This window comes from Amycolatopsis sp. NPDC005003 (genome assembly GCF_053600695.1).
Genome location: NZ_JBSGAI010000004.1, coordinates 301,719 through 327,311 on the forward strand (window position 1 = coordinate 301,719; position 25,593 = coordinate 327,311).

Sequence of the window (25,593 nt, forward strand, 5' to 3'; positions counted from 1 at the left end):
CCTCCTCATCGAAAGGTCCACAGTGAACTCAGGCGGCTTCGGACCGCCGCAGCCGCTCCCGGCGGTGCACCGTCATCGGCAGCCCGCCGCGCACCCGCAGCGAGAGCATCGCCTCGGGCTCGACGACCTTGCCCGCCACCTTGCGCAGTTCCAGGTCGCGCGCGGCCATGGCGAGCACGAACACCGCCTCCATCACCCCGAGGCTGTTGCCGATGCAGAACCTCGGCCCGGCCCCGAAGGGCAGGTAGGCGTACCGCGGCGGCCGCTCCGCGGCGGTGAACCGCCCCGGGTCGAAGCGCTCCGGGTCGGTCCAGAACTCCGGGTGCCGGTGCAGCGTGTAGGGCACGACCACGACGTCGGACCCGGCCGGCACGTGGTACCCGCCGATCTCGTCGTCGGCCTGCGCGATCCGCGGCAGCAGCCACACCGGCGGGTACAGCCGCATGACCTCCTCGACGACGGCGACGGTGAACGTCAGCCGCCGCAGGTCCTCGTACTCGGGCAGCCGGTCGCCGAGCACCTCCACGGCCTCGGCGTGCAGCCGATCGCCGACCTCCGGGTGCTCGTCGATCAGGTGGAACGCCCAGCCGAGGGTGCTCGCGGTGGTCTCGTGCCCGGCCAGCAGCAGGGTGATCAGCTCGTCCCGCATCCGCTCGCGCGACGCACCCTGCCCGGACCCGGACGCGATGAGCCGGGACAGCACGTCCTCGCCGTTCTCCACCGGGTTCGCGAACCGCTGGTCCACCAGCTCGTCGGCGATCCGGCGCAGGTCATCACGCGCGGTCCGGAACTCCACCTGCTTCTTCAGCGGCACCCACTGCGGGACCATGCTGAGCGTGACCGCCTCGAACATGGCCTGGTCCTGCACCGCCTCGAACGAGTGGCCCAGCGTTTCGTAGCCGCCCAGCTCGGCGTCGAGCAACGTCTTGCCGAGCACGCCCAGCGTCAGGCCGGTCATCTCGTGCAGGATCTCGACCGGCCCGTCGTGCTCGGCCAGCCGCTTCACGAGTCCGTCCACTTCGGACGCGACCACCGCGGCCTGGCGCGAGATCCGCTTGGGCTGGAACACCGGCTGGATGGTCCGGCGCTGCTGCTTCCAGGTCTCACCGTCGCTGGTGAGCAGGCCGTCGCCGAGGGCCCGGCGGGCCTCCTGCAGGCCGATGCCCTTGTGGTAGTTCGCGGCGTTGTCGGCGAGGACGTGCTTCGCCAGGTCGGGGTGGTTCACCAGGTACATCGCCTTCGGTCCGATGGCGATGCGGACGACGTCGCCGTAGGTCTCGGCGTTGTCGCCCATGAGCGCGAGCCGGTCGGTGAAGAGCTGCTTCAGCAACCGGAACGTCGCCCGGCGCGGTGGCCCGGGCGGCGCGGTGCGCGCCGCCCGGGCCTGGTCCGATCCGGCGGTCATGCCGCGACAGCCCCGGGCTTCTCGTCGCCGGCCGGTGGCGCCGACGCGAGTTCCAGCTTGGCCTTCTGCGCGGCCTGGTCCGCCTCGAACCTGATCCGGGCCTTGTTCGAGAAGTGCAGGCCCCACAGGAACATCCCGCGGATCAGGCAGATGGTCGCGGTGGCCAGGAAGAGACCGTAGGCCACGTGCACGGCGGTGAAGAAGCCGTACGCGAGCGCCACGCCGGACCCGAAGAGGAACTGCGAAGCCGGCTTCGACGGCGACGTGCCCGGGTCGGTCACCATGTAGTTGGTGTAGAGCACGAACGCGACGCCGGTGCCCATCGCCAGCGCGCCGGAGATCGACGTGCCGAAGATCCAGCCGCGGACGAAGGCCTGGACGACGAAGAAGCTCAGCCAGCCCGCGATCAGGAACATCCGGCCGGTCAGCATCGCGTTGAGCACGGTGCCCGACGCGAGGATGATGCCGACGATCAGCCAGCCGCCCCAGGTGGGGATCTGCTCGGTGAAGTGGTACGGCGGGGCGATGCTGGCCCACGGGAACACGAGCAGGATGATCGTGATGCCGAAGTTCGACGGGTTCATGTAGTGGCGCATGCGGCCGTACACCGGCGCCTGCAGGATCCACTTGGTGCCGACCGCGACGGCGACGCCGAACATCATCACCAGGATCTGGTCGTTGACGTAGGTCAGCATGTTCAGGGCCAGGCCGGTGATGTGCGCCGGCAGCAGGAACTCCATCAGGCCCTTGAACCCGTTGCCCCGGAACCGGACGTCGCGGTGCGTCACCCGGGCGTTGATGATCTCGAGGGCGATCTCCGTGGTGTACGCGGTCGCCAGCGCGACGAACGGGTACAGCCACGGCTGCTCGAAGCCGAGCACGGTGTAGCCGACGATGTTGAAGATCGTGATCGAGATCGCGAAGCGCCGCAGCGCGGTGATGACCTTGTTGGTCCGCTTCGGTGGCGCACTGTCCACCTTGGTCAGAGTCGGGGTGGTCATGTCACATCGCTTCCTTCGCCGTGGAGCCGAGCTGGTACATGTGGCAGCCTGGTTCGAGCTTCAGGTCCTGCGTCCGCAGCTGCCCGGTCCGGTCGCGCCACTGCAGGTGCACGTCGAGCGGGCCGCTGACGTTCTGGCCGAGACCGATCTGGACGTCGAAGCTGCGCCGGCCGGCCTCGCCGCTGCTGCCGTCGACCCGGCCGAGGTACTTCTTGCCGTCCGAGGTCGTCACGGTGACCTGGGCGCCGATCGCGGGCACGCCGGCCGCGGGCAGCGGGCCGGGCGCCACCGGGGCGTCGGTGGTCAGCTTCAGCTGCAGGTACTTGCCGGGGTTCGGGCTGTCGTTGTGGTAGAAGATCGGTTCTTCCCACTGCCGGGCCACGGCGAACTCGGGCAGGCCGTCGGAGTCGGTGTCGCCGACGGCGATGCCGCGGGTGGGCACCGGGACCGCGAGCCCCAGCTTCGGCGCGAGGTCGGTGTACCGGCCGTCGGCGCTCTTCACGAAGAAGTGCAGCGTCTGGTCGCCGCCGATGTCGTCACCGGCGCGGGCGTTCGGCCACCAGAACGGGTTGGACAGCAGGCCGTCGTGGGCCGTGGCGATCTCCTGCAGGTTCGGCCAGCGGTTGACCTGGCCCTTGACGAACCCGGTCGCCTGGGCGATCTGGTTCTCGCCGCTGTTGTTGAAGTCCTGGATCTTGACGTCCCAGCCCCAGCCGGACCACGCCGTACCCTTCTCGGCGCTGTCGTCGTGGAACGGCGCGACACCGTTCTCGAACTGCTTGGTCAGGTCCGCGTTGTCCTTGGCCTCGTTCATGAACTGGAAGTTCGACTCTTCGATGCCCCACGACGTCGTGATGTTGCTGACGAACAGGTCGTAGAGGCCGTCGTGGTTCAGGTCGCCGAAGTCGACGCCCATCCCCTTGAAGGAGTCGTGGCCCAGCACCTTCGACTTCGGGTCGGCGATCCCGCGGACCCCGGTGACCTCGACGAACTCGATGTGGCCCGGCGTGGACTTGTTGTACAGGAAGTGGTCGTGCCCGAAGTCGTTGGCGATGTAGAGCTCCGGCAGGCTGTCGCCGTTGACGTCGGTCGCGCTGGAGGCCAGCGTCCAGCCCAGCCGCGCGGACTCGGGGATGCCCTGGGAAGCGTCGACGAACGTCGCGCCCGGGTTCGCTCCGGACGTCGCGCCGGTCCAGCGGAAGACGTACTTGGCGCCCGAGTTCGTCGCGTGCGACATCGACTGGTTCAGCGTGATGCCGCCGTCGGCGTTCGGGTCCAGGACCTTGCTGTCCGGGAAGTAGTTGCCGACGAAGACGTCGACGTGCCCGTCGCCGTCGAAGTCGCCGATGGTGACCGAGTCGGTGTTCCACAGCGGACCGTTGTACTTGCCGTCCGGGCCGCGGTGGTTGCCCGGCAGCAGCTCGGTGGGCTGGAACGCCGAGGCGTCGAACTTCGTCGCGGTGGCCTTCTGCAGGAACAGGACCGGGGACCGGCCCCAGTAGTAGGCCAGCACGTCGGTGCGGCCGTCTTCGTTGTAGTCACCGGGGACGCAGCCCATCGGTGCCATGTAGTCCCACGTCGGCAGGGCGGGCGCGGGGTCGAGCGCGAAGGGCGCGTACCGCGGGCCGGAGTCCGGCGCCGGCGTGATGACGACCTGGTCGCTGCGCGGGTCGACCAGGCAGAGGTCGTTGGGCTTGCCGCTGCCGCTGATGTCGTTGATCGCGATGGCGGCGCCCACCGAGGAGATCCAGGCCGCGATCTTCTCGTACTCCTTGTTCACCGTCCGGATCGACTGCGACTTCTTGGCCGCCGGCAGCGCGATCGTCATCGGGGTGAAGTGGAACTTGCCCGCCAGGGAGTCTTGTTCGGCGGCGGAGACGCTGGGCAGCCGGGCGACCAGGAACAGGCCGAGGATCAGCACCAGCGCCACGATGCCCGCCAGCTGCCTGCGCAGCCAGCCGAAGGTCGCGGTCATTTCTTCTTCCCTCCGTGGGTCAGCACTTCTTCGGCGATCCGCTGCCGCCAGATTTCGAAGGCCGGGACGTCGTCACCGTCGACGACCACGGCCGGCCGCACCTCCTGGGTGATGGCCGCGGCGCGCTCGGCGGACAGTCCGCAGATCGCCCGGGCCGCCATCTCGGTCTCCGGGATCAGCAGGCCCGAGCGCACCCGGCACTCGGCGGCGAAAGCGCTTCCCTGCGCCAGCGGCCCGTGGTGGATCCCGGCCCGGTCGACCAGTTCCGCCAGCTCGTCGGCGGTGACGCCGCACGCGTAGGTCGAGGCCAGCCCCACCCCGGCGTACAGATCGCCGTGGCGCGACTCGGGGAACTCCTCGATCGTCTTGGTCACCAGCTCGACGTCGGTGCCGCAGATGAACCACAGCGCCCGGCCGATGCCCTGGTCGATGGCCCGCAGCGCGTAACCGTCGTAACGGCGGTCCGGCCAGGAGAAACCCGGCTCCTGGTACTGGTTCCGGATGTACTTTTCGGTCTTGAAGTACGCCTGGTGGAAGCCGTAGCCGTCGAGGACCAGCCAGCGCAGCAGCGGGTCGAAGGCCGACGCCTTGGGCCACGCGAACCGCGGGAGCCGGCACATGGCCCAGCCCACCCCGACGTAGATGATGTAGTCGTGCTTCTCGCCGGGGCCGGCGAGGAACTCGGCGATGTTCGTGCTCTTGCCGAACGGCAGGCCGTCCAGCACGCCGTACCCCATTCCCGCGCCCTCGTAGGCGAATCCGCGGAACTGCGGGGGGATGCGCTCGAGCCACTCCTCGGCCTGCCCGACCGACTTCGCTTCGACCGCGTGCGCGTACCCGAGGAGGAACTTCTCCCCGACGGTCTCGAGCCGCTCCTGTGCGGCTGGGCTCTTCCGGTGGAAGCCCCGCTTCTCCAGCAAGGTTTCCGAGACGTTCGGTGTCAGGATGCGGCGCCTGAGCGTACGCCAGCCATTGCCCAACGCACTCTCCCCCTTCGGGTCGACTGGGATGTTCCTTCTACGGTCACAGATTCGCTGGTCGGTGCTCTACTCCGCGGTTGCCCGTGATCACGCCGGTCACGCGGTGCGCCGGCGCGCGGCCGGGTCGAACTCCGCCCGGATCCGCTGCCGCCACAGCTCGTAGGGCGGCACCGGGCCGTCGTCGCCGTCGGCCTGTTCGGTGCGATCGGCGAGGTTCTGCGTGCCCTGCACGGAAAGGTCGATGAGGACGCCGGCGGCGAGGTGGGTGTGGGCGGGCACGTACGAGGAGTACGTCCGCGCCTTCACCGCGAACACGACGCCGAGCGCGAGCTCGTCGTAGTGCTCCCCGGACGCCCGGCGCAGCCGGGCCAGCCCGCCCTGGTCGCTGCCGCCGGCGAACGTCGCGGCCAGCCCGACCCCGCTCCACAGGTCCGCGCGGCGGTGCTCGGCGAAGCGCCCGACCGCCGCGGCGACGGCGTCCGGGTTGCCGCCGTTGATGAACCACAGCGCGCGGCCGACGCCCTGGTCGAACGCCCGGCCGAAGTACTCCGGGCGGCCCGCCCACGGGTAGGGCTCCGGCTCGGCCTGCTCCTCGACCCACTTCTTCGTGTCGAAGTAGGCGCGGTCGAAGCCGAAGCCGTCGACGGCCAGCCAGCTCATCACCGGGTGGTAGGCGATCCCGGTCAGCTCGGGCAGGATGTTCTTCCACAGTGGACGCGGCAGCCGCGCCATCGCGAAGCCGATCCCGATGTAGGTCAGGAAGATGTGCGGGCGGGCCGGACCTTCGAGCAGGGCGCGGGTGCGGTCACGGCCGCCGCCGGGCATGGCGTCGAGGATCGTGTAACCCATCGTCGCGCCCTCGTAGGCGAAGCCGCGCTGCTCGGGCTCGATCAGCGCGAGCCGCCGCTCGATCTCCCACAGCGACGCGCCTTCGATGGCCCACTCGAACCCGACCACGACCGCCTGCGGCACCGCTTCGAGCCGGGCCGTCGCGTCGGTGTGGGTGACCGGGAAGCCGCGGTCGGCGAACCCGACGGAGGCGAGCGAGGGGGCGAGCAAGCGCTTGCGCAGCACTCCAATAACAGTGGACATCGTGATTTCGTCCTTCGTCGGTCGGGGAATCAGGCGACGGAGCGCAGGTGCGGCCGCTGCGCGGCGAGCATCCGCTGGGTGAACGGCGACTGCTTGGACGCGAGCGTGATCGCGATCGGCGCGTCGGTCGGGGCCGGGGCCCGCAGGACGACCCGGCCGGTGGACTGGCCGTACGGCGAGACCTGCACGGCCGAGTAGCCGATCGAGAACCGCGGTCCGGCGGCGCCGGGCCGGTGCTGCGCGACCGCGATCGCGGTCCACCGCCCGGCGGGCACGCCGTGCACGGCCAGCTCGCCCGGGCCCGCGTTCGCCTGGCCGCCGAAGGCCACCGGCCCGCACTGCGGCACCGGGTCGGCGAAGAGCCCGACGAGCAGGTCCGCGGGTCCCGCGCCGATCGGCATGTCCACCTGGAGCGAGAGGACACCCGTGCCGGACTGCAGCGAAGCACAGCTGCGGCCCGCGGCCCGCAGCGTCCGCAGCGACGGCAGCCGTTGGTACGTGGGCGAAATCGCCACGAGCAGCTCGGCCACCTGCGGTTCCCGGTACTGCGTCGGCGTCATGCCGACGGCGCGCGAGAACCGGCTGGTGAAGGTGCCGACACTGCTGTAGCCGACGCTGCACACGATGTCGGAGACGTTCAGCGACGTCGTCAGCAGCAACCGTTTCGCCTCGAACAGGCGCACCGCGGTGAGGAAGCGCCCGGGAGTCACCCCGGTCGCGTCGGCGAACATCCGGGAGAAGTGGAACCTGCTGACGAACACCTCCGACGCCAGGTCCGCGAGCGTGATCGGCTCGAAGTACCGTTCCTGTATCGAAGAGATCGCCTGCAGCACCGCAGGCCGGACGGACTTTTCCACTCGTTCCAGGGCCGGCTCGCCCCGCCGGTCGTCGAAATCCCAGTCCTGGCCCACGGCCGCAACCGATCGCAACATCATCAGTCCTACCTCTGGTTTCCCCTCGCGGCAGTTCTCCTGCTGCCAGGGAAAACGGGCGCCGTCGCAGTTCGATGGACGAGCGATGGAGGATCGGGCCGGAAGAAGACGAGGCCGCGTGCGGTCGCCACCGGCACCGGTGCCGTTCGCTCGGCCGCGGTGTGCGGAACGCACGGTCGCGGTGTGCCGGATGCCGGTGCGGCGGGCCGCTTCCGGTCCGGCCGCGGCGACGCCTGGTCCGTTCCGGGGAACGCGGCCACGGCGTCGGCCCAGGTTCGCCCGGGCGCCCCGGGTGCGCCGCGCACCCGGAGGACGTGCGAAACGCAGGTGCCGCCCCGGAAGAACGCACAACGACTCTGGTGGGCGGTTCACTGGCCGCGGTTCCGGCACTCTGTCACATTCGACAGGAAGCCCGGAGTCGGCCGTCCACCGACCTGTGAGCACGAACTGGGGATCGCGCGGACATCGAAAAAGCTGGAGGCTGCCATGTACTCCGCCGAGCGGCGAACCCAAGGCACGGTGCGTGCACTGGAGCGGGGTGTGCGCTTCACGGTGCTCGGTCCGCTGGAAGTGCTCAGCAATGGTGTGGACCACGCACCCACGACGCCGAAGATCCTGCAGCTGCTTGCGGTCCTGGTGATGCGTCCGGGCCGGATGGTACACATCGACACGTTGATCCAGGAACTCTGGTCCGAGAACCCGCCGCGGACGGCGCGGACCACGTTGCACACCTACGTCTACCACCTCCGCCGGTGCATCCAGCAGAACATGCTGGCGCCCGACGCGGACAAGATGCTGGTGACCAAGCCGTCCGGGTACACGCTGCACATCGAACCGTCCCAGGTCGACGTCCACGAGTTCGAAGACCTGCACCGCCTCGGCCGCGACCGGCAGGACGAAGGCGACCAGGCCGCGGCCGCCGGGGCCTACCGGTCGGCACTCGCCCTCTGGTCCGGCACGCCACTGGCGAACCTCCCGTGCGGGCCGGTGCTCTCGGCGTACCGCACCGAGCTGCTGGAGCTGCGCCGCACGGTGCTGCACCTGCGCATCGAAGCCGAAATCACCGAAGGCCACCACCGCGAGCTGATCGGCGAGCTGCGCTCGCTGAGCACGCGCAGTCCGCTCGACGAAGCCCTGCACGGCCAGCTCATGCGCGTCCTCGGGCGCAGCGGCCGCCGATCGGACGCGATGACCGTCTACCGCAGGCTGCGCTCCCGGCTGGCCGACGAGCTGGGTGTCGAACCGTGCGACGACATCCAGATGCTGCACCGGGACCTGATCTCCGAAGGTGACCACCGCTGACCGCCCAGGCACCCGCCGTACCCGTCCGACGCAGTGCCCGACCCAGAAGTGAGGAAGTTCGATGCCCGCTCCGCAAACCCGCGCCTACGGCCAGTTCTGCGGCCTCGCCCGCGCCCTCGAGATCATCGGTGAGCGCTGGTCGCTGCTCGTCGTCCGGGACCTCGTGCTCGGGCCGAAGCGTTACGACGAACTGCAGGCCGGCCTGCCGAAGATCCCGCCGAGCATCCTCTCGGCCCGCCTGAACGAGCTGGAGGCGAACGGCGTGATCCGCCGCCGGGTCCGCGCCGAGCTCGACGCCGGCCTGGTGTACGAACTCACCCAGTACGGCAGCGAACTCGACCAGGTGCTGCTCGATCTGGGCCTGTGGGGCGCCCGCTCGCTGAACCGCCCCGGCCCGGACGACGTCTTCACCCTCGACTCGGCGATCCTTTCGCTGTACACGACCTTCCGCGCCGAGGAGGCCGAAGGCGTGCAGATCAACTTCGAGATCCACTACAACGACCGGATGGTCGTCCACGCCTTGGTGGAGGACGGCGCCGTCAAGGTGGCCGAGGGCCGCTTCGCCGGGGTCGACCTGGTGATCCGCGCCGCCCACGGGCCGGCGATCATCGACCTGATGAGCGGTCAGGTGACGGCCGCGGAAGCGGTCCGGTCCGGCCGGGTGGCGATCGAAGGGGGTCTGGCCGACCTCGAGCTGTTCGGCCGCCTCTTCCACGTCCCGGCCGCGCCCGAACCGCCCTCGGGCATCAGCGTCCGCTGAGGACGCGAACCCGCCTTCGCCGCGGCGGCGTGTCCCGGAGGAACCGGGACACGCCGCGTCACGGAGTGAGCCCGATCCGGCGGGCCTGCGCCATCAGGTAGCGCCGCTCGGGCAGGCTCGCCGACCGCTCCGCCGCCCGCTCGTAGTGCCGGCGGGCCAGGTCGTGCTCACCGGCGAGTTCGAGCAGGTGCGCCCGGACCGCGTCGAGCCGCCGGGCCAGGTCCTGCGTGCCGTCGATCGAGCCGAGGAGTTCGAGACCGCGGGCCGGGCCGTGCACCTGGGCCACGGCGATCGCGTGGTTCAAGGTCACCACGGACCCCGGCATCAGCTCCTGGAGCACCTCGTAGAGTTCGACGATCTGCGGCCAGTCGGTCTCCGCGGTGCTCGGCGCGCGGTCGTGCAGCGCGGCGATCGCGGCCTGCACCTGGTACGGCCCGACCGGCGAGCGACCGAGGACGCGGTCGATCAGCTCGCAGCCCTCGGCGATCATCGCCGCGTCCCAGCGGCTCCGGTCCTGCTCCGGCAGCGGGATCAGTTCGCCGTCCGGCCCCGTGCGCGCGTTCTCGCGCGCGTCGGTGAGCAGCATCAGGGCCAGCAGGCCGGCCACCTCGCCCTCCGCGGGCAGCAGCGCGTGCACCGCCCGGGTCAGCCGGATCGCCTCGACGGCCAGTTCACCGCGCCGGAGTTCGTCTCCCGACGTCGCGGTGTAGCCCTCGTTGAAAATCAGGTACAGCACCTGGAGGACGACCCGCAGCCGGTCCGGGAACTCCGCCGCGGACGGCGGGTGGAACGTCGAGCCGGCGGCCGCGATGCTTTCCTTCGCCCGGGTGATCCGCCGGGTCATCGTCGCCTCGGGAACCAGGAACGCCCGCGCGATCTCCGCGGTCGTCAGCCCGCCGACAGCACGCAGGGTCAGCGCGACCTGGGACGGCGCCGAGACCGCGGGGTGGCAGCAGAGGAACAGCAGGGTCAGGGTGTCGTCCTGGTCGGGCGGCCGGTCCGGGTCCGGGCCGTCGACGCTTTCCTCCTGGACGGCGACCGCCGTCTCACGCCGCCGTCGCGCGCTTTCGCTGCGCCACAGGTCGGTGAGCCGGCGCGTGGCGACCGCGACGAGCCAGCCGCGCGGGTTCGCCGGAACCCCCTCGTCCGGCCACTGCTGCGTCGCCGCGAGCAGCGCCTCCTGCACGGCGTCCTCACAGGCCTCGAACTGGCCGTAGCGGCCGACCAGCGCGCCGAGCACCTGCGGCACGAGCGGGCGCAGTACCTCGGTGAGGGCGGCTTCGGCGGGCACGTCAGGAACCGGGCGCTTCGGATCCGGCGTCCGCGAAGTAGACGACCTCCCGCACCTCGATGCCGAGCCCCTCGATGCCGGCGTCCGGGATCATCGCCGCGAGCTCGTAGGCGCGCTCGCGGCTCGCGCACTCGACGAGGTAGAAACCGGCGAGGAACTCCTTGGACTCCAGGAAGGGCCCGTCGGTGACCGCGGGCAGGCCGTCGCGCACCCGGACGACGGCAGCGGCACCGGGTTCGGCCAGCGCCTGGGTGTTGAGCAGCTCGCCCGACTCGCGGATCCGCCGGATGAAGTCCTGGTGCCCGGTCATCACGGCGTTCATGTCCTGCTCGGACAACCGGCTCATCACTTCCGGCCGGTTGTGCATGACCAGCAGAAATTTCACGGCTGATTCCCTTTCGTCCCGCCTGCGCACCGTCGTGACGAACATAGCCGACCTGGCACGGAGCAAACGGAGAGACGCCTTCCGCGGCCCGGACGTGGCACGCTCGCGCCAGGTGCACCAGCGGCTGCGGACGAGAGGCGACCCCCATGCCGGACGTGTTCACGGACCTGGAAGCGGAGACCGAAGCGCTCGCCGCGCTGGCGGAACGGCACGGCTACGGCACGGCCCCGGACGTCACCACGCACTTCGCCCGCTTGACCTCGACCGCCCGGCTGCTGAGGCTGAGCGTCGAGAGCCCGGATTCGTTCGGGGTCACCGCCCAGGTGTCCTTCGACGGCCTCGACGAGGCGATCCTGGGGTGGCTGGTCGAGCAGCGGAAAGCCAACGCCCTCCTCGCCTCCGCCGCCCCGGACGCGCAGCTTCCCTGGCGGGAGGGGCCGTTGCGGCCGTCGGTGCTCGCCGCCGCCGCGCTGAGCGAACTCTTCGCCGGCGGCCAGGACATCGCCGACACCTTCGGGGTCCGGATCCGGCGCGACGACGCCATCGGTCACGTCGCCTACTTCGGGGTGCGCAACCGCGACCAGGCCTACCGGAGGCACGGGCTGACGCCGCCCGCCGAGCCGTTCCGGTTCGAGCTGCTGGCCCCGTCCGGGGCGCGGTTCGACTTCGGGCCGGCCGACGCCGCCGGGCGAGTCACCGGCTCCGCCGAGGACTTCTGCCTCCTGGTGACCGGGCGCCGGTTCGCGGAAGCGCTTTCGCTGACCTTCACCGGCCGGCGCACCGCCGAGTGGCTGGACCTGCTGGAAAGCTGACCGGCGTCACTCGAACGGGGCCGGGTCTCCCGCGCCGACGCGGAGGATCTCCGCTTCCCCCGACGAGAAGTCGACCACGGTCGTCGGCTCGACGCCGCAGTCACCGGAGTCGAGCACCGCGTCGAGCTGGTGGTCCAGCTCTTCCTTGATCTCCCAGCCCTGCGTCATCGGCTCGCCCTCGCCCGGCAGCAGGAGCGTGCTCGACAGCAGTGGTTCGCCGAGCTCGGCCAGCAGTGCCTGGGTGACGTGGTGGTCGGGGATGCGCACGCCCACCGTCTTCTTCTTCTCGTGGATCAGCCGCCGCGGCACCTCCTTGGTGGCGGGCAGGATGAAGGTGTAGCGGCCCGGGGTCGCCGCCTTGATCGCGCGGAACACGGCGTTGTCGATGTGGACGAACTGCCCCAGCTGCGCGAAGTCCTGGCACACCAGGGTGAAGTGGTGCCGGTGGTCCAGCTTGCGGATGGCACGGATCCGGTCGAGCCCGGTCCGGTTGCCCGGCCGGCACCCGAGCGCGAAGCACGAATCGGTCGGGTAGGCGATCAGCCCGTCGCCGCGCAGGATTTCGGCGACCTGGCCCAGCGACCGCCGCTGGGGGTTCTCCGGGTGCAGGTCGAAGTAGCGTGCCATGACCGCAAAGCCTAGGCGCGCCGGCCACGCCCGGCACGGCGGGCCCGGCCGGCACCGCCCACCGCGGACGCCGAACGGCCACCGCGGCCGGCCCGCTCACCCCGGAACCCGGCCGCCCCACCTCGGTGTCCGTCCGAAGCGGCCCGAACGAGGCGGCAGCGCCGGCCCGTGGCGCCGCGGCCGTCGGCGCGTCTCCCAGTTTGCGCTTTCCGGGCCGGATCCTGGGCCCGGCCGGGCGGGACGGCCACAATCCGCTGTGAGACCGCTGCCAGGGAGGGACCAGTCATGACGGAGCTGACCGTGCCGGAGCTGGACCGCCCCCGAGCCGTGGCCGGGGGGAAGTACCTGTTCGAAGGCCTGCGCGGGCGCGTTTCGCTGGCGGAGCTGTTCGGCGGGCGGCCGAGGCTGGCCGTGCATCACCCCATGGCCGACCACAGCGGCCCCGCCGACGTGGTGCCGGCCGCCGACCTCGCCGCCGCGCTGCACGATCCGGATCTGCGGTTGGTCCTCGTCTCCCGCGTGCCCTACGCCAAGCTCGAACAGTACCGGCGGCACCTCGGCTGGGACATCGCCGCGTACTCGGTCGCGGGCACCGCGTTCACCGACGACTTCCCGGCCACCCGGCACCTGCCCGCCGACGCCGGCGGCGATCCGTGGGACGAGGACGCGGCCGGACTGAGCTTCTTCCGGCTGGTGGACCGTTCCGTGCTGCACACCGGGTCGGTCGCCGTGCCGCCACTGGACTTCCTGAGCCTGCTCGACGGCCGTGCCGGGTTCCCGCCCGCCTCCGGCCACCGCTGACCGGACAGCAGCGCCCGCCCCGCCGCCGTCCGGGCCGCTTTCACATCCCTTCCACCGCGCTGCGGTGGGTTAGGATCAAGCCACAGCACGCACGCAGCGCCCAGACCGAGCCGGCGCGGGGCCAGGTCTGCCGCGCAGATTCCGGGGGTCCGCACTGATGTCTCCGGTCGCCGCACTCGAGCCCGCGCCGGCGCGCTCGGCCACCGCCGAGCCTCGCGGCACCACCGCGGCGGACCGTCGCCCACGGCTGGCCACCTACCTGGCGTCCGCGATCATCATCGTGGTCATCACCGGGTTCGGCGTGATCGGCGTGGTGAGCCTGCTGCCGTCCTCGGTCGACGCCTTCCACGTCGCGTACGCCATCGCCGCCGTCGCCGGGCTGCTGGCGATCCAGCTGCTGTGGTTCAGCCGCCCGACCGCCCGGCTCGACTCGAAGACCAGCCGGATCCTGCTGGCCGTCGTGATCGTCCTGGCCTACGTTCCGATCCCGACCTTCGGCATCTTCTGGGCGGACATGCCCGATTTCGTCGGTGGCGCGGTCCTGCTCATCCTGCCGCCCCGGTACGCCTGGCCCGCGCTCGGCGCGGTCTGCCTCAGCGTCGTCGGGGTCTACCTCGCCTTCGATGCGCCCCTGCTGACCAGCATCTACGGCGGCGTCATCGCGGCCGGCTTCTACAGCATCCTCTTCTACCTGCTGGCCCGGCTCTCGCGGATGGTCCACGAGCTACACCGGGCGCGCACCGAGCTGGCCCAGCGCGCGGTCGCCGAGCAGCGGCTCGCCTTCGCCCGCGACCTGCACGACCTGCTCGGGCTGAACCTGTCGGCGATCGCGCTCAAGGGCGAGCTCGTGCACCGGCTGATGCGCAAGTCCGTGGCGAGCGCGAAGGCCGTGCTCAGCGAGATCAGCGCCACCGCCCAACGCACCCTGTCCGACGTCCGCGCGGTGTCCCACGGCTACCGCGAGCTGTCGCTGGAAAAGGAGTCCCGGACGGCCCAATCGCTGCTGTCGGCGTCCGAGATCGCCGTGCGGATCCACCTCGACCAGGGCGACCTGCCGGTCCAAGCCCGCACGCTGCTGGCGAAAGTGCTTCGCGAAGGGGTCACGAACGTCCTGCGCTACAGCGACGTCGAACACTGCGAGATCGACGTCCGGCACCACGACGGCAAGGTCACCCTGGAGATCGTCAACGACGGAGTGGCGGCGGACGACCCCGCGCTCGAGCCGGGCAGCGGCCTGACGACCCTGCCCGAGGACGTCGCGGCGCTCGGCGGCACGGCGAGCGCGAAAACCGTGGACGGCCGCTTCCGGCTGCGCGTCGAGCTGCCCGTGCCCGAACGCTCCGGCACCGCGGCCGGGCCCGGCGCCGAGGGGGGATCGGAGACCGAGTCCCGCCGGATCGGCAGGCTGCTGGCGGTCGTGATGGGCTTGATGGGCTGCGGCGCCACGGTGCACGTGCTCGATCTGACCACCCGGCCGTGGGAAGTGGTGCTGGTCGTCGGCTCGATCGTGGCGTTGCTGGCGCTGCAGTTCTCGTACTTCAACCGGCCCACCACCCACCTGCGCTCGGCCCAGAGCTACGGCATGCTGTTCGTCCAGGCCTGCCTGACCTACCTCCCGCTGCTGCCGCTGGGCCCGCACTGGGTCAGCGTGCCGGGGCTGCTGATCGGCAGCGCGCTGCTGGTGCTGCCGCCCGTGGCGGGCTGGATCTTCTTCGTGCTCAACATCGCCGCCTACGCGGAGATACAGCGGATCTCGGGCGCGGACATCACGTCCACCGTCTTCTACACCGCCGCGACCGTGCTGACCGGGCTGTCGGTGTTCGGGCTGCTGTGGCTGGTCCGGCTGGTCACCGAGCTGGACGAGACCCGGCGGCGGCTGGCCGAGATGGCCCTCGCCGAAGAGCGTCTGCGCTTCGCCCGCGACCTGCACGACCTGCTCGGCATGAGCCTCTCCGCGATCGCGCTGAAGAGCGAGCTGACGGCCCGGGTGCTGCCGCTCGACCGCGACCGCGCCGCCGAAGAGCTCGGGGAGGTCCTCGGCCTGACCCGGCAGGCCCTCTCCGATGTCCGGTCCGTCGCCAGCGGTTACCGGGAACTGTCTCTCGACAACGAGTCCCGCACCGCGCAGTCGGTGCTGGTGGCCGCCGATGTCCGGGTGCGCATGGAGATGCTCGAAGAGGACCTGCCGGTACCGGTCAAGACGGTGCTGGCCGTGGTCCTGCGCGAGGGCGTCACGAACGTGCTGCGACACAGCAAAGTGGAGAGCTGTGAGATCGCGATGCGCCGGACCGACGGCGGGATCAGCCTCGACATCGTGAACGACGGCGTGGAGCGGAACGGGGCCGGCCACAACGGGTCGTCGTCCGGACAAGGGAAACCGGCCGGGAGCGAAGAGCTCGCGGTGCCCGGCCCGGACCCCTCGTCCGGCAGCGGCATCGGCAACCTGTCGCACCGGGTCACCGATCTCGGCGGCGAACTGACGGCCCGCGTGGAGCCGGACGGCCGGTTCCGGCTGCGGGCGGTCGTGCCGGTCTGAACCACTGGCCGGCGAGCTCGCCGGCGCGCGGTCCGTGCGGCGATCACAGCCAGCCGGAGTCCTCCGCGATCCGGATGGCGTCCACCCGGTTGCGGGCGTTCAGCTTCGTCACGACCGTCGTCAGGTAGTTGCGGACCGTGCCCGCCGACAGGTAGAGCCGCGCGGCCACCTCGACGGTTCCGTACCCCTGCGCGGTCATCCGCAGCACGTCCAGCTCCCGGCCGGTGAGCGGGCAGTCCGCCGTGTCCCAGGCGGCCAGTGCGAGGGCACCGTCGACCATGCGGCGGCCGGCGAGCACCCCGCGCACGGCGTTGGCCAGGTTGCCGGGAGGCGCGTCCTTCAGCAGGAAACCGCCCACCTTGGCGTCCAGGGCGCGCCGCAGCGTGCCCGGCCGGCCGAGGCTGGTGAGGATGAGGGTCCGGCACTCCGGCAGCTGTTCGTGCAGCTCACCGGCCGCGGTGAGGCCGTCCTTGCCCGGCAGGTCGATGTCGATGACCGCCACCTGGGCCCGCTCCGCCCTCGCCGCGGGCAGGATGTCGAGTCCCGACGCGACCTCCGCGACGACATCGATGTCAGGCTCCAGCCGGAGCAGGGCGACCAGTGCACCCCGCACGATGTGCATGTCCTCGGCAACCAGCACTCTGATCAAGGGTGCCTCCGCACTCACGATTCCCCAGGAGCTCAGTTAAACATTCTGCTCGGCGAATCGGTTGCACCGATCGGGCACCTTTCGCCGTTGCGGCAGCAAATCCGCATACAGAGGTAAGCACCAGGTTGAGAATGTCGACCCGCGCGGCCGGCCGACTACTGGCGGTGACCACCCGGGGCGCGCGGCAGGCCGCCGCGGACCCCGCGCTCCACCCGCGCCGAGCCGGTCCCGCGGCGTGCCAGTGACACGGCGGAACCGGCTCGGCGCGGGTGGGGAACTGCGGAAACCCGGTTCAGGCTGCCTCGAGGACGTCGAACCGGCAGACACTCGCCCGGATGGGCGAGACGTCGGCCGAGACGTCGTCGGCCCACTGCCCGAACCGATCGATGACGAGGTCGGTGGCCGCCGATTCGCACTCGATACCCATATCGGCGAAAAGCGCGCGGACATCAACGGAAACTCGTGCAGACATAATGTACTCCCCAGCGGCGAAGATGAATTTTTCGGATGCCTTCGAATCTTCGCAAAGCACTTACGCAGCAGCCAGTGTCCGAATCATCGGGACGTTGTGGTTTCCACATACTCCGCGCGGTTCCCACCAGGACTCCGAATGGCCCAGCAAATCGTCGAACGGGCGCCCGACAGGCCCGGTTCGATCACCATCGGCGAGCATACATATACACTGAGTGATCATTCGCCGGCTGGGAGTCGAGGCTGTTCATGCGCGGGTACCCGGCACCGGGGCGCCGAAACGACGCATGTGCAAAACGCATGTCGACCACCGGTGAAACCCACGCCGACCGGTGCACAGAGCACTTAAGAAGTAGACGGCCGCGGACCTACAGTTTCAGCCGGAATCAATTCTCCGCACCGATGCCCGCACCGGAAGGCGATCGGGCGGCTTCGTCAAGCTGAGGGGACGGCCCACCATGGATGAGATCGTCCGGCAAGCCGTGGCACGCGCCATCGTGACCATGCGAGACAACCTGGGTGAACGGCTCACGATCGACGACCTCGCCCGCGCGGCCATGTTCAGCAAGTTCCACTTCACGCGGGTGTTCCTGCGGGTCACCGGGCTGTCGCCGGGCCGGTTCCTGTCCGCCCTGCGGCTGGCCGAGGCCAAACGCCTGCTCACGACCACCGTGATCTCGGTCGCCGACATCAGTCACCAGGTCGGCTACAACAGCGTCGGCACGTTCAGCGCGCGCTTCAGCTGCAGCGTCGGCGTCTCGCCGTCCGGCTACCGCCAGCTGCGCGGCAGGTCGCCGATGATCCCCGAGCGGCGGGACGAACCCGGTTCGGGGACCACCCTGCGCGGGCAGGTCCGCGTGGCCCCGGAGGCCGAGGCCGGGCCGGTGTTCGTCGGGCTCTTCGCGGCCCGGATCGCGGAGGGTGTGCCGGCCCGGCACGCCATCCTGCCGGGACCGGGGCCGTTCACGCTGGCGGACGTCCCGCTGGGCTCGTGGTACGTGCTGGCGCACGCCCAGGGCACCACCCCCCTCGACCACCACCGCACGCAGCGGCCGTTCACCGGCCTCGCCGGGCCGGTGACCGTCCAGGGCGGGGTCACCGCGAGCCTCGCCGACGTCCGGCTGCGCCCGCGGCAGGGCTTCGACCCGCCGGTCCTGCTGGCCCTGCCCGACCTCCGCCAGGCCGCCCTCGCGCGCCCGAGGGCCAGCTGACCGGCGCGCGATTCCGGCCGCCAGGTCCGCCGCCCGCCGATCCACCGGCGGCGGACTCGCCGCATCGCGCGGCCGTCCGCGCGATGCCGATTCCGGCTATTTCCGTCGCATTCGCCGATGTGCTTGCGAAAACGCCGGTACCGCCGGGCAATGGCGTACAATTGCCGTCGGAGTCGCCGGACTGGGGTGCGAGGTACCGTCGTGATCAAGGTCTTGCTGGCTGAAGACATGCACATGGTCCGCGGTGCTCTGGTCGCCCTGCTGAACCTGGAGTCCGACATCGAAGTGGTCGCCGAGGTGTCCTCGGGCGACCAGATCCTGCCCGCCGCCAAAGCGGCCCAGCCCGACGTCGCGGTCATCGACATCGACCTGCCGGGCAAGGACGGGTTGTCCGCGGCGATCGAGATCCACGAGAGCCTGCCCGACGTCCACACGTTGATCCTGACCAGTCTCGGCCGCCCGGGCACGGTGCGCCGGGCGCTGGACGCCAAGGTCAACGGCTTCCTGCTGAAGGACGCGCCCTCGGACAAGCTGGCGAACGCCGTCCGCTCGGTCGCGGTCGGCCGCCGGGTGATCGACAGCGAACTCGCGCTGGCGGCCTGGGAAACCGACGACTGCCCGCTCACCCCCCGCGAGATCGAGATCCTGGCCTTGGCGGCGAAGGGGCGCACCGTCGCCGACATAGCCTCGCAGCTCTTCCTTTCGGCCGGCACGGTCCGCAACTACCTGGCCGCGGTGGTGACGAAGCTGAACGCCCGCAACCGGGTCCACGCCATCCGCATCGCCACCGAAGCCGAGTGGCTCTGAGCCGCGGTCACCCCGAACCGGACCGGGTCGCCGGAGGCACCCCACCGGGAAAGCGTTTACCACGTTCGCCCGCCCGCCGACGCCGCGGATCGACCGGGCGCAGCGGGATCGCCACGAGCAACCGGTGGGTGCCGTCCTCGGCGTCCGTTTCGGTCGTCAGCGTGCCGTTGAGGGCCTCGACCCGGTCCAGGAGATTGCGCAGCCCGGCCCCCGAATCCACGCCGCCGCCGTCCGCGCCGCCCGCGCCGTCGTTGACGATCTCCAGCCACGCCGTCCCGTTTCCGGCGCTCACGGAGAGCGCGCACCAGCTGGCGGTGCTGTGCCGGACCACGTTCGTCACGCCTTCGCGCAGCACCATGGCGAGGACGGTGGCCACCGGCGGCGGCAGGTCTTCGATGCCGGCGCGGGCGATCGTCACGCGGGTCGAGGCGGCGCTCAGCACCTCCGCCGCGGCCCGGCATTCGTCGTCGAGCGACAGTTCGCGGTAGCCCGCGGCCACCGTCCGGACGTCGGCCAGCGCGCGCCGCGACATCACCAGCAGGTCCGCCAGTTCCTCCTTGGCGTGCGCCGGGCGGTCGAGCAGCAGCCGGTCGACGAGCTCACCTTTGAGGGTGATCGCCGAAAGGCTGAGCCCCAGCAGATCGTGCAGGTCGCGCGCGAACCGCTCGCGTTCGTCGGCGACGACCCGGCGCTGCAGTTCGCGAACCTCGTCGTCGCGTTCGGCCACCAGCCGCACGGCCGTGCCGAGCCCGAACAGCGCGAGCGCCCCCACGCCGGCGGCCACCGCACCGGCCACGGCCGCCTCCACCCGGCCACCGGGCACGCCGGCGAGAGCCGGGACGAAGCCCGCCGCGACGCACGCGAGCAAGGCGACGGGCACCGACCGGGCCGGCCGCCACACCAGCAGCATCCCGCCGGCGAAGAACCCGCTCGCCGGCGCCCACGGCGTGCCCAGCAGCGGCAACGGCAGGAAGCCGAGCGCGGCCTCGCCGGCCAGGACGGGCGCCGGATGCCAGGCAAGGCCGAAGGTGCGCCAGGTCAGGTGCGCGCAGACGAGCGCCGCGGCGCAGGCCACCGCGACCAGCTGCGCCGGCCACGACGCACGCCCGGTCACCACCGGCAGCACGGCCGGCACCGCCACGGCGAAGGCGGCCACCGCCTGCGCGCCGGCCACGATCGCGGGAAAGCCGGGCCGTTCGTCCCCGGACGGGTGCGTCTGCCGGCGGGCCAGCGCACCGGCCCCGCCACCGAGTCCCGTTCCCCGAACCCGCACCCGACGGACCACGACCCCTTCCCCCATCACCGCACCTCAGTGACACCAAGGTACAGGGGCCGGTGGCCCCGGCAGACCCCCTTGTCAGGCCGGAACCGCGTCGCCGGGGAAGTCCAGCACGCACTCCCCGACGCTCACCTCGGCCGGCCACTCCAGCTTCAGGGAGCGGTCGACGCGGTCGCCGGCGTCCACCGGCACGGCGTGCGCGGTCAGTCCCATCGCCTTCGCGGTGAGGTAGAGGACCTGCTGCAGCGCACCGACGTGCACCAGCGTCGTCGCGTACGCGGCGCTGCCGAGCACCCAGGCGATCCGCGACATCCGCGCGGTCATCGTCAGCAGCACCGAGGGCCTGCGATGGCTGCCGGCCCCGATCATCGCCACGTCGAGCATGGCGTCCAGGACGCCCATGTCGTCGTTGATCAGCGTCAGCGTGTGCCACAGCGGGTCGTAGTGGTAGATCCCCCGCCCCAAGCCCGTGCAGCGGTTGATCACCACGTAGATCTCGAGCTCGTACAGGCAGGCGATGCTGAAGTACGGCCGCTGGGACGCCTCGTGACCGGGCCCGCCGGGCAGGTAGGCCGGTCCGATCGAGCGCACCCGCGCCGCCCGGTAGAGCAGGTCTCCGACCTGCTCCGCGGACAGGGCCCGGTCGGTGACCTCGGGGCAGCTGTGCTCCTGCTCGAGCAACTTCGTCAGCGTCGGGTCGGTGGCCCGCAGCGCCGCCTGGTCCGGGCGGTGCAGCGGGAAGGTCGGCCCGGCGGTGATCTGCTTGACCACCGGCGGCTCGGCCCACCCTCGGTTCGCCTCCCGCTGCCCGCCCTTCTGCCACGTCCGGCTGCGGGTGTGGAACATCAGGTCTTCGGGCGACCAGACGGCCAGTTCGGCGTCGGTGTCCTCGGCGAAGGCCGCCCAGTCGTCGGCCACCAGAACCACGCCCGCGGCCACCAGGAACGCGACGAGGTCGGCGACGAGCGGCTCGGCCAGCCCGGTGGTCTCGGCGACCTGCGCGACGGTGACCGGGCCGGCCAGCGACGACGCCACGGTCACCGCGGGCGAGCGCAGCAGCGCGACCCGGTACCGGGCCCGGGGTGACTCGAGGAGCAGGCCGCCGTCGTTCGGCCGCATCGCCGAGTAGCGCGACAGCTTGATCAGCCTTCCGGGCGGCACCGGGTCGGTCGGGAAGATCGGCGACTGGGTCACCGGGATCGCCGAGAGCACGGGCCCGCGGCCGTCGGTCAGCGCCAGCGAGTGCACGACCGAGCCGGAGAGCCGGTTGAGGACGTTGCGCAGCACGCCCGCCCACGCCTCGACCCCGCCGCTCGCCGACGCGAAGTTGCCCATCGAAACCGGGCCGAGCGCCATCCGGCCCAGCGACTCGCGGACCGGCCGGGGGATGTCCGCCAGCTCGTACTCGCCCCACCAGGTGATCGCGACGAGCGTGTCGTCGTCCCCCGCCTCCAGCAGAGTGTCTTCGGTGAGGGACCAGAGCCGGACGGTCTCCGGGTTCCCCTCCGGGGGATAAGCAGGCAAGGCCAACTCCTCAAGCAACAGCGAAAACCGAGCGCCGGGGGCGTTCAGAGGAACATCGGGAACGGGTTGAGGCGCTCGTACGGGATCGGTGCGTCGAGCCGGCCGAGCCGGACCGGGACGTCGAAGAGCCGGCCGGGCGCGAACCGGGTCCAGAACGGGCGCAGCCCCGGTGCGAGCACCTTGACCACCGGGATCCCGACGTCGGGCCGCGTCTGGTCGAGCACCAGCAGGTCCAGGCCGGCGCGGTCGAACACCGCGCCGAGGGCCTCGACGTCGTCGCGGACGTCCGCCCGGTTCACGAACCGGAAGTCCGCCGCGGTCCGCATCCGCTGCCCGGCCGCCGGCCGCAGGTAGGGCTGGTTGGCGACGGTGGCGTACTCGAGCCAGCGCCGCGCGTCCGGGTCGTCGAGCTCGTGGCCAGAGGACCGCACGATCGGCAGCATCTGGTTGAGCTCGGTCACCGCGCGGCGCACCGCGATCCGCGGGTCGAGGTGCGCGCCGAAGCCCAGCATGATCTCCTCGTGCGGGCCGTCGACCCGCCGCGACAACGCGACGGTCACCGGGATGTCCAGGTCGCTGGTCACGTCGAGGACCCAGAACTCCCGGCCGATCCCCGCGTAGCTGCCGGACATCTCGTCCAGCCACGGGTCGGCGAAGGACGCGAGGTCGACCCCCGGCACCGGCGTCCGGTTGTACCACCACAACGCGACGGCATCGCGTTCGACGAGCTCCAGCGTGCCCTGCAGGATGGCGTCCTCCAGGCTGCTGCCGGCCGCGGCGCCGTTCGAGTCGGCCCGCACCCCGCGCGCCGCGCCTTCGCGCGGAGTTCCGTAGTACAGGTAGGACGTCGGCAGGAGGCGGCGGCGCCCCGACCGCGACCACACCGGCGTCCAGTCGATCCGGGCCGTCGGGTCGAACGGCTCGCAGACCTGCTGGAACGGCCCGTGCGCGGCGTTCCAGGCGGCCCGGTCCCGGTATTGCCGGTCGGCGAAGAGCATGCACTCGTTGGGGTGGAGCGCTTCCTCGCCCAGCTCCTCGTACGAGCCGCGGATGCGCAGTTCGTCGCCCTGGAAGTTGCCGGAAAACCGTTCCGCGGCTTCGCAGAGCGCGCTGACCTCCGCGTCGAGCGGGCTGACGCCCTTGCCGCCGCTCTCGGAGCGCAGCCCGGCGCGCAACGCGGCCATGCCGGTGACACCGCGGGCGACGTTGGGCCCGGAGCGGTAGGCGTTGGCGAACGGGGGCGCGGCCGGATCGGGCTGGATCTCCTTGATGATCCCGGTCACCGGGCTGACGAGGTGCCGGTGCCGTTCGAGCATCTGCGCCGGTGTCGCCGTGCGGTGCCCGCCGCCCCCGGTCGTCGCCTTCTTGGCCGGCTGCAGCGCGACCGGGCGCGTCGAACGCCACGCGACCAGCCACGGGTCGCCGCAACAGGGGCACTGCGGGCGACGGCGCAGTTCGTGCAGCCTGCCCTGCAGGTCGAGCGTGTCCAGCGTCCACACGCACTGCTGGCCGTGGTGGCGGTAACCGGCCACCCACTTGACCGCTTCCAGCGCGATGAGGTGTGCCGCGGCCGAGGTGAGGGGCGGCAGCGCCGAGACCGGGCGGCGCGCCGGGCCGGCGTGGCCGAGCTCCTCCTGGACGCACGCCTCAGCGTGGCGGTGGCCCCACAGCCGGTGGGTCAGGCAGCGCCAGCACGCGCCGCCGGGCTGCAGCACCGGCCCGATCCACACCTGGGCGCCGAACGGGCGCGCCAGCAGCCACGGCCGCCCCGCGCGCCGGTGTTCCGCGTCGACGCGGGCCAGCCGCGGGTCGAGGTAGTCGGCGCACAGCACCACCGACAGGTCGGCGGCGCCGGCGTCCGGGGGAACCACTTCGAGGCCGGCGCCGGCCAGCGCCCGGCCGACCGCGCCCGCCTCGATGCCGTCGGCGCTGTCCCCGACCGCGGCCAGCCGCACGGTGCCCTGCCGTGCGGCCACCACGTCGGCGTCGACGCCGCAGGCGTCCCAGTAGGCCAGCGCGCGCTCGTCGCCGGCCCGGGTGTCCTCGCGCCGGCTGCGCAACGTCACCAGGCCGGCGTCGACGAGCTGGGCCAGCAGGGCGGCCACCTCCTGCGGCGCCATGCCGCCGGGGCGCCCGCGCAGCAGCCGGTCGAGGTCGTGCGTGCCGTCCAGCAGCGCGGCCAGCGACTCGATCTTCTCCCCGCGCATGGCGATCACGCCCTGCTCGGAGAACAAGTACGCGCCCTTGCCCGAGTGGACCTCCGCTCGCAGGTGCCGCCGGAATGCCGGGGCCCGCGGGGGTACCGGCGCCGACCCGGCGCCGTGGTCCGGGACCGGAGCGTCCACTGCTGCCGTGCGCATCGGCTCTCCTGCCAGTCGTCGATGGGCGGGACGAGAGACCAGGGAATCGTGCTCCAGGCGACGTCAACTCGACCAGTGCCGTGAGCACGGGGAAGTCGTGCGAAACGCATGGTCCGGCGTGAGAAACGCACATGCGGGCCGTGTACCGCGCACTGGCCGGGCACGGCGGCGAACCGTCACCGTAGACGACGACGCCCGGGGCGACCCGGCAGCGCGGGCCCTCGCGGCGTCACGGGGACCGTAACCGACCTCGCGGCCCCGCGCGAATCGGGCGGCGCCCGGTCCGGCACACCGAGACAAGTGAGGACCCGAGTATGCCTACTTCCGCTCGCACCTACGGACAGTTCTGCGGCCTGGCCCGGGCGCTCGAGATCGTCGGCGAACGGTGGTCGCTGCTCGTCGTGCGTGACCTCATGCTCGGCCCGAAGCGGTTCACCGACCTGCAGCGCACCCTGCCGCGGATCCCCGTCAGCATCCTGACCTCCCGGCTGAACGAACTCGAGGAGTGCGGTGTCGTCCGGCGCCGCGTGCTGTCGCAGCTCGACGCCGGTGTCGTCTACGAACTGACCGAATACGGTTGCGAACTCGACCACATCGTCCTCGACCTCGGCCTGTGGGGTGCCCGCTCGCTCACCTACCCGCGGCCCGACGACGTTTTCACCCTCGACACCGCGATCATCTCGCTGTACACGACCTTCCAGGAGGAGGCCGCGGCCGGCGTGCGCGTCAACTACGAGCTGCACCACCTCGGCGGCGAGATCATCGTGCACGCGATGGTCGACAACGGCTCGCTCAAGGCCTCCTCGGGCGCGTTGCCCGCCGCCGACCTGGTGATCGAGCCGCAGGGCCCGGCGATCCTCGACCTGCTCAACGGGAACCTGTCCGCCCGGGACGCCCTCGACAGCGGCAAGGTCCGCATCGACGGCGACCCGGCCCACCTCGAGTTGTTCACCCGCCTGTTCCACATCCCGCCGGCCCCGGATCGCGCCACCGGACTGGCACTGCACTGACGCTCCCGGTCCCGGCGTCAGTGCCGCCGCCGGGACCGGGAGGCGACCGGCAGCGCAATTCTCCCCGCAGATCAGCAATTCGGAGTAACAGGGCCACCGCGCCGACCGGATATCGTCGACGCATCAACGTTCTTGCCGCTTAGGGAAACTGGGGTCACCATGTCGACGTCCGAACTCGCTCGTCCGTCCGGGTTCCTCGGTCAGCTCAACAGCCGGTGGCACCACCGCGCGCTCGCGGTGTTCATGGTGATCGTGATCGCCCACTGGGCCGAGCACATCGTGCAGGCCGTCCAGATCTACGCGCTGGGCTGGCCGGCGCCGAAGGCGCGTGGGGTGCTCGGGATGCCGTTCCCGTGGCTGATTTCGCAGGAATGGCTGCACTA

Annotated in this window: 22 protein-coding genes and 1 pseudogene; 9 read left to right on the top strand and 14 right to left on the bottom strand. The window is 71.4% G+C overall.

What is annotated here, in order from left to right; all coding sequences use genetic code 11:
* Positions 1-28: 28 nt before the first annotated feature.
* The 6 genes from ACWED2_RS07260 to ACWED2_RS07285 all read right to left on the bottom strand — a co-directional run bounded on the left by ACWED2_RS07260 (position 29) and on the right by ACWED2_RS07285 (position 7,388).
* Positions 29-1,405 (bottom strand): cytochrome P450, encoded by a 1,377-nt coding sequence (locus ACWED2_RS07260; RefSeq protein WP_449689556.1) that lies wholly within the window; start codon positions 1,403-1,405, stop codon positions 29-31.
* Positions 1,402-2,406 (bottom strand): enediyne biosynthesis protein, encoded by a 1,005-nt coding sequence (locus ACWED2_RS07265; protein ID WP_449689557.1) that lies wholly within the window; start codon positions 2,404-2,406, stop codon positions 1,402-1,404. The genes ACWED2_RS07260 and ACWED2_RS07265 overlap by 4 nt, the downstream gene beginning before the upstream one ends.
* Before the next feature lies 1 nt (position 2,407).
* Positions 2,408-4,381, bottom strand: a complete 1,974-nt coding sequence (locus ACWED2_RS07270) for a CRTAC1 family protein (protein ID WP_449689558.1) — start codon at positions 4,379-4,381, stop codon at positions 2,408-2,410.
* Positions 4,378-5,361, bottom strand: coding sequence for a DUF1702 family protein (locus tag ACWED2_RS07275; RefSeq protein WP_449689559.1), 984 nt, complete (start codon positions 5,359-5,361; stop codon positions 4,378-4,380). Before ACWED2_RS07275 ends, ACWED2_RS07270 begins: the two co-directional genes overlap by 4 nt.
* A gap of 96 nt (positions 5,362-5,457) precedes the next feature.
* Positions 5,458-6,453: a DUF1702 family protein gene (locus tag ACWED2_RS07280; RefSeq protein WP_449689560.1), complete on the bottom strand. Its 996-nt coding sequence runs from the start codon at positions 6,451-6,453 to the stop codon at positions 5,458-5,460.
* A 29-nt stretch (positions 6,454-6,482) separates the two neighbouring features.
* Positions 6,483-7,388, bottom strand: coding sequence for a helix-turn-helix transcriptional regulator (locus ACWED2_RS07285; RefSeq protein ID WP_449689561.1), 906 nt, complete (start codon positions 7,386-7,388; stop codon positions 6,483-6,485).
* 483 nt (positions 7,389-7,871) lie between these two features.
* Between ACWED2_RS07285 and ACWED2_RS07290 the strand changes: the two genes are divergently transcribed.
* Positions 7,872-8,687 carry an AfsR/SARP family transcriptional regulator gene (locus ACWED2_RS07290; protein ID WP_449689562.1) on the top strand — a complete coding sequence of 272 codons (816 nt, stop codon included), beginning with the start codon at positions 7,872-7,874 and terminating at the stop codon, positions 8,685-8,687.
* 61 nt (positions 8,688-8,748) lie between these two features.
* Positions 8,749-9,447 (top strand): winged helix-turn-helix transcriptional regulator, encoded by a 699-nt coding sequence (locus ACWED2_RS07295; protein ID WP_449689563.1) that lies wholly within the window; start codon positions 8,749-8,751, stop codon positions 9,445-9,447.
* 58 nt (positions 9,448-9,505) lie between these two features.
* Here ACWED2_RS07295 and ACWED2_RS07300 read toward each other — a convergent pair whose 3' ends face one another.
* Together ACWED2_RS07300 and ACWED2_RS07305 are read right to left on the bottom strand one after the other, a co-directional pair.
* Positions 9,506-10,738: an RNA polymerase sigma factor gene (locus ACWED2_RS07300; protein WP_449689564.1), complete on the bottom strand. Its 1,233-nt coding sequence runs from the start codon at positions 10,736-10,738 to the stop codon at positions 9,506-9,508.
* A 1-nt stretch (position 10,739) separates the two neighbouring features.
* Entirely contained in the window at positions 10,740-11,123 is a 384-nt protein-coding gene (locus tag ACWED2_RS07305; RefSeq protein WP_449689565.1) for a YciI family protein, read from the bottom strand.
* A 146-nt stretch (positions 11,124-11,269) separates the two neighbouring features.
* Between ACWED2_RS07305 and ACWED2_RS07310 the strand changes: the two genes are divergently transcribed.
* A complete protein-coding gene (locus tag ACWED2_RS07310; protein ID WP_449689566.1) occupies positions 11,270-11,935 on the top strand; it encodes a maleylpyruvate isomerase family mycothiol-dependent enzyme in 666 nt (221 codons plus the stop codon).
* Between the two features lie 6 nt (positions 11,936-11,941).
* Here ACWED2_RS07310 and ACWED2_RS07315 read toward each other — a convergent pair whose 3' ends face one another.
* Positions 11,942-12,562 (bottom strand): L-threonylcarbamoyladenylate synthase, encoded by a 621-nt coding sequence (locus ACWED2_RS07315; protein ID WP_449689567.1) that lies wholly within the window; start codon positions 12,560-12,562, stop codon positions 11,942-11,944.
* A gap of 285 nt (positions 12,563-12,847) precedes the next feature.
* Between ACWED2_RS07315 and ACWED2_RS07320 the strand changes: the two genes are divergently transcribed.
* Both ACWED2_RS07320 and ACWED2_RS07325 read left to right on the top strand, forming a co-directional pair.
* The gene (locus tag ACWED2_RS07320; protein ID WP_449689568.1) at positions 12,848-13,363 is read left to right on the top strand and encodes a DUF899 family protein; all 516 of its coding nucleotides are present in this window, start codon (positions 12,848-12,850) and stop codon (positions 13,361-13,363) included.
* Positions 13,364-13,520: 157 nt separating this feature from the next.
* Positions 13,521-15,899, top strand: a complete 2,379-nt coding sequence (locus ACWED2_RS07325) for a sensor histidine kinase (protein ID WP_449689569.1) — start codon at positions 13,521-13,523, stop codon at positions 15,897-15,899.
* A gap of 43 nt (positions 15,900-15,942) precedes the next feature.
* Here the strand turns inward: ACWED2_RS07325 and ACWED2_RS07330 are convergent, their stop codons facing one another.
* The gene (locus ACWED2_RS07330) at positions 15,943-16,548 is read right to left on the bottom strand and encodes a response regulator transcription factor (protein ID WP_449689570.1); all 606 of its coding nucleotides are present in this window, start codon (positions 16,546-16,548) and stop codon (positions 15,943-15,945) included.
* A gap of 292 nt (positions 16,549-16,840) precedes the next feature.
* A complete protein-coding gene (locus ACWED2_RS07335; RefSeq protein ID WP_449689571.1) occupies positions 16,841-17,020 on the bottom strand; it encodes a hypothetical protein in 180 nt (59 codons plus the stop codon).
* A 457-nt stretch (positions 17,021-17,477) separates the two neighbouring features.
* Here ACWED2_RS07335 and ACWED2_RS07340 point away from each other — a divergent pair, with 457 nt between their 5' ends.
* Together ACWED2_RS07340 and ACWED2_RS07345 are read left to right on the top strand one after the other, a co-directional pair.
* Positions 17,478-18,230 carry a helix-turn-helix domain-containing protein gene (locus ACWED2_RS07340; RefSeq protein ID WP_449689572.1) on the top strand — a complete coding sequence of 251 codons (753 nt, stop codon included), beginning with the start codon at positions 17,478-17,480 and terminating at the stop codon, positions 18,228-18,230.
* Between the two features lie 201 nt (positions 18,231-18,431).
* Positions 18,432-19,037, top strand: a complete 606-nt coding sequence (locus tag ACWED2_RS07345; protein ID WP_449689573.1) for a response regulator transcription factor — start codon at positions 18,432-18,434, stop codon at positions 19,035-19,037.
* Between the two features lie 7 nt (positions 19,038-19,044).
* Here the strand turns inward: ACWED2_RS07345 and ACWED2_RS07350 are convergent, their stop codons facing one another.
* Genes ACWED2_RS07350 through ACWED2_RS07360 form a run of 3 tightly spaced genes read right to left on the bottom strand, consistent with a single transcriptional unit; the run spans position 19,045 to position 24,200 of the window.
* Positions 19,045-20,337: a sensor histidine kinase gene (locus tag ACWED2_RS07350; RefSeq protein WP_449689574.1), complete on the bottom strand. Its 1,293-nt coding sequence runs from the start codon at positions 20,335-20,337 to the stop codon at positions 19,045-19,047.
* Between the two features lie 57 nt (positions 20,338-20,394).
* Complete coding sequence (locus ACWED2_RS07355; protein WP_449689575.1) at positions 20,395-21,840, bottom strand: SagB/ThcOx family dehydrogenase; 1,446 nt, start codon at positions 21,838-21,840, stop codon at positions 20,395-20,397.
* A gap of 44 nt (positions 21,841-21,884) precedes the next feature.
* Entirely contained in the window at positions 21,885-24,200 is a 2,316-nt protein-coding gene (locus tag ACWED2_RS07360) for a TOMM precursor leader peptide-binding protein (protein WP_449689576.1), read from the bottom strand.
* 314 nt (positions 24,201-24,514) lie between these two features.
* On the opposite strand from ACWED2_RS07360, the gene ACWED2_RS07365 reads away from it, so the two are divergent.
* Together ACWED2_RS07365 and ACWED2_RS07370 are read left to right on the top strand one after the other, a co-directional pair.
* Complete coding sequence (locus ACWED2_RS07365) at positions 24,515-25,210, top strand: winged helix-turn-helix transcriptional regulator (RefSeq protein ID WP_449689577.1); 696 nt, start codon at positions 24,515-24,517, stop codon at positions 25,208-25,210.
* A gap of 159 nt (positions 25,211-25,369) precedes the next feature.
* Positions 25,370-25,593: pseudogene (locus ACWED2_RS07370) on the top strand (hypothetical protein); the annotation flags it as partial.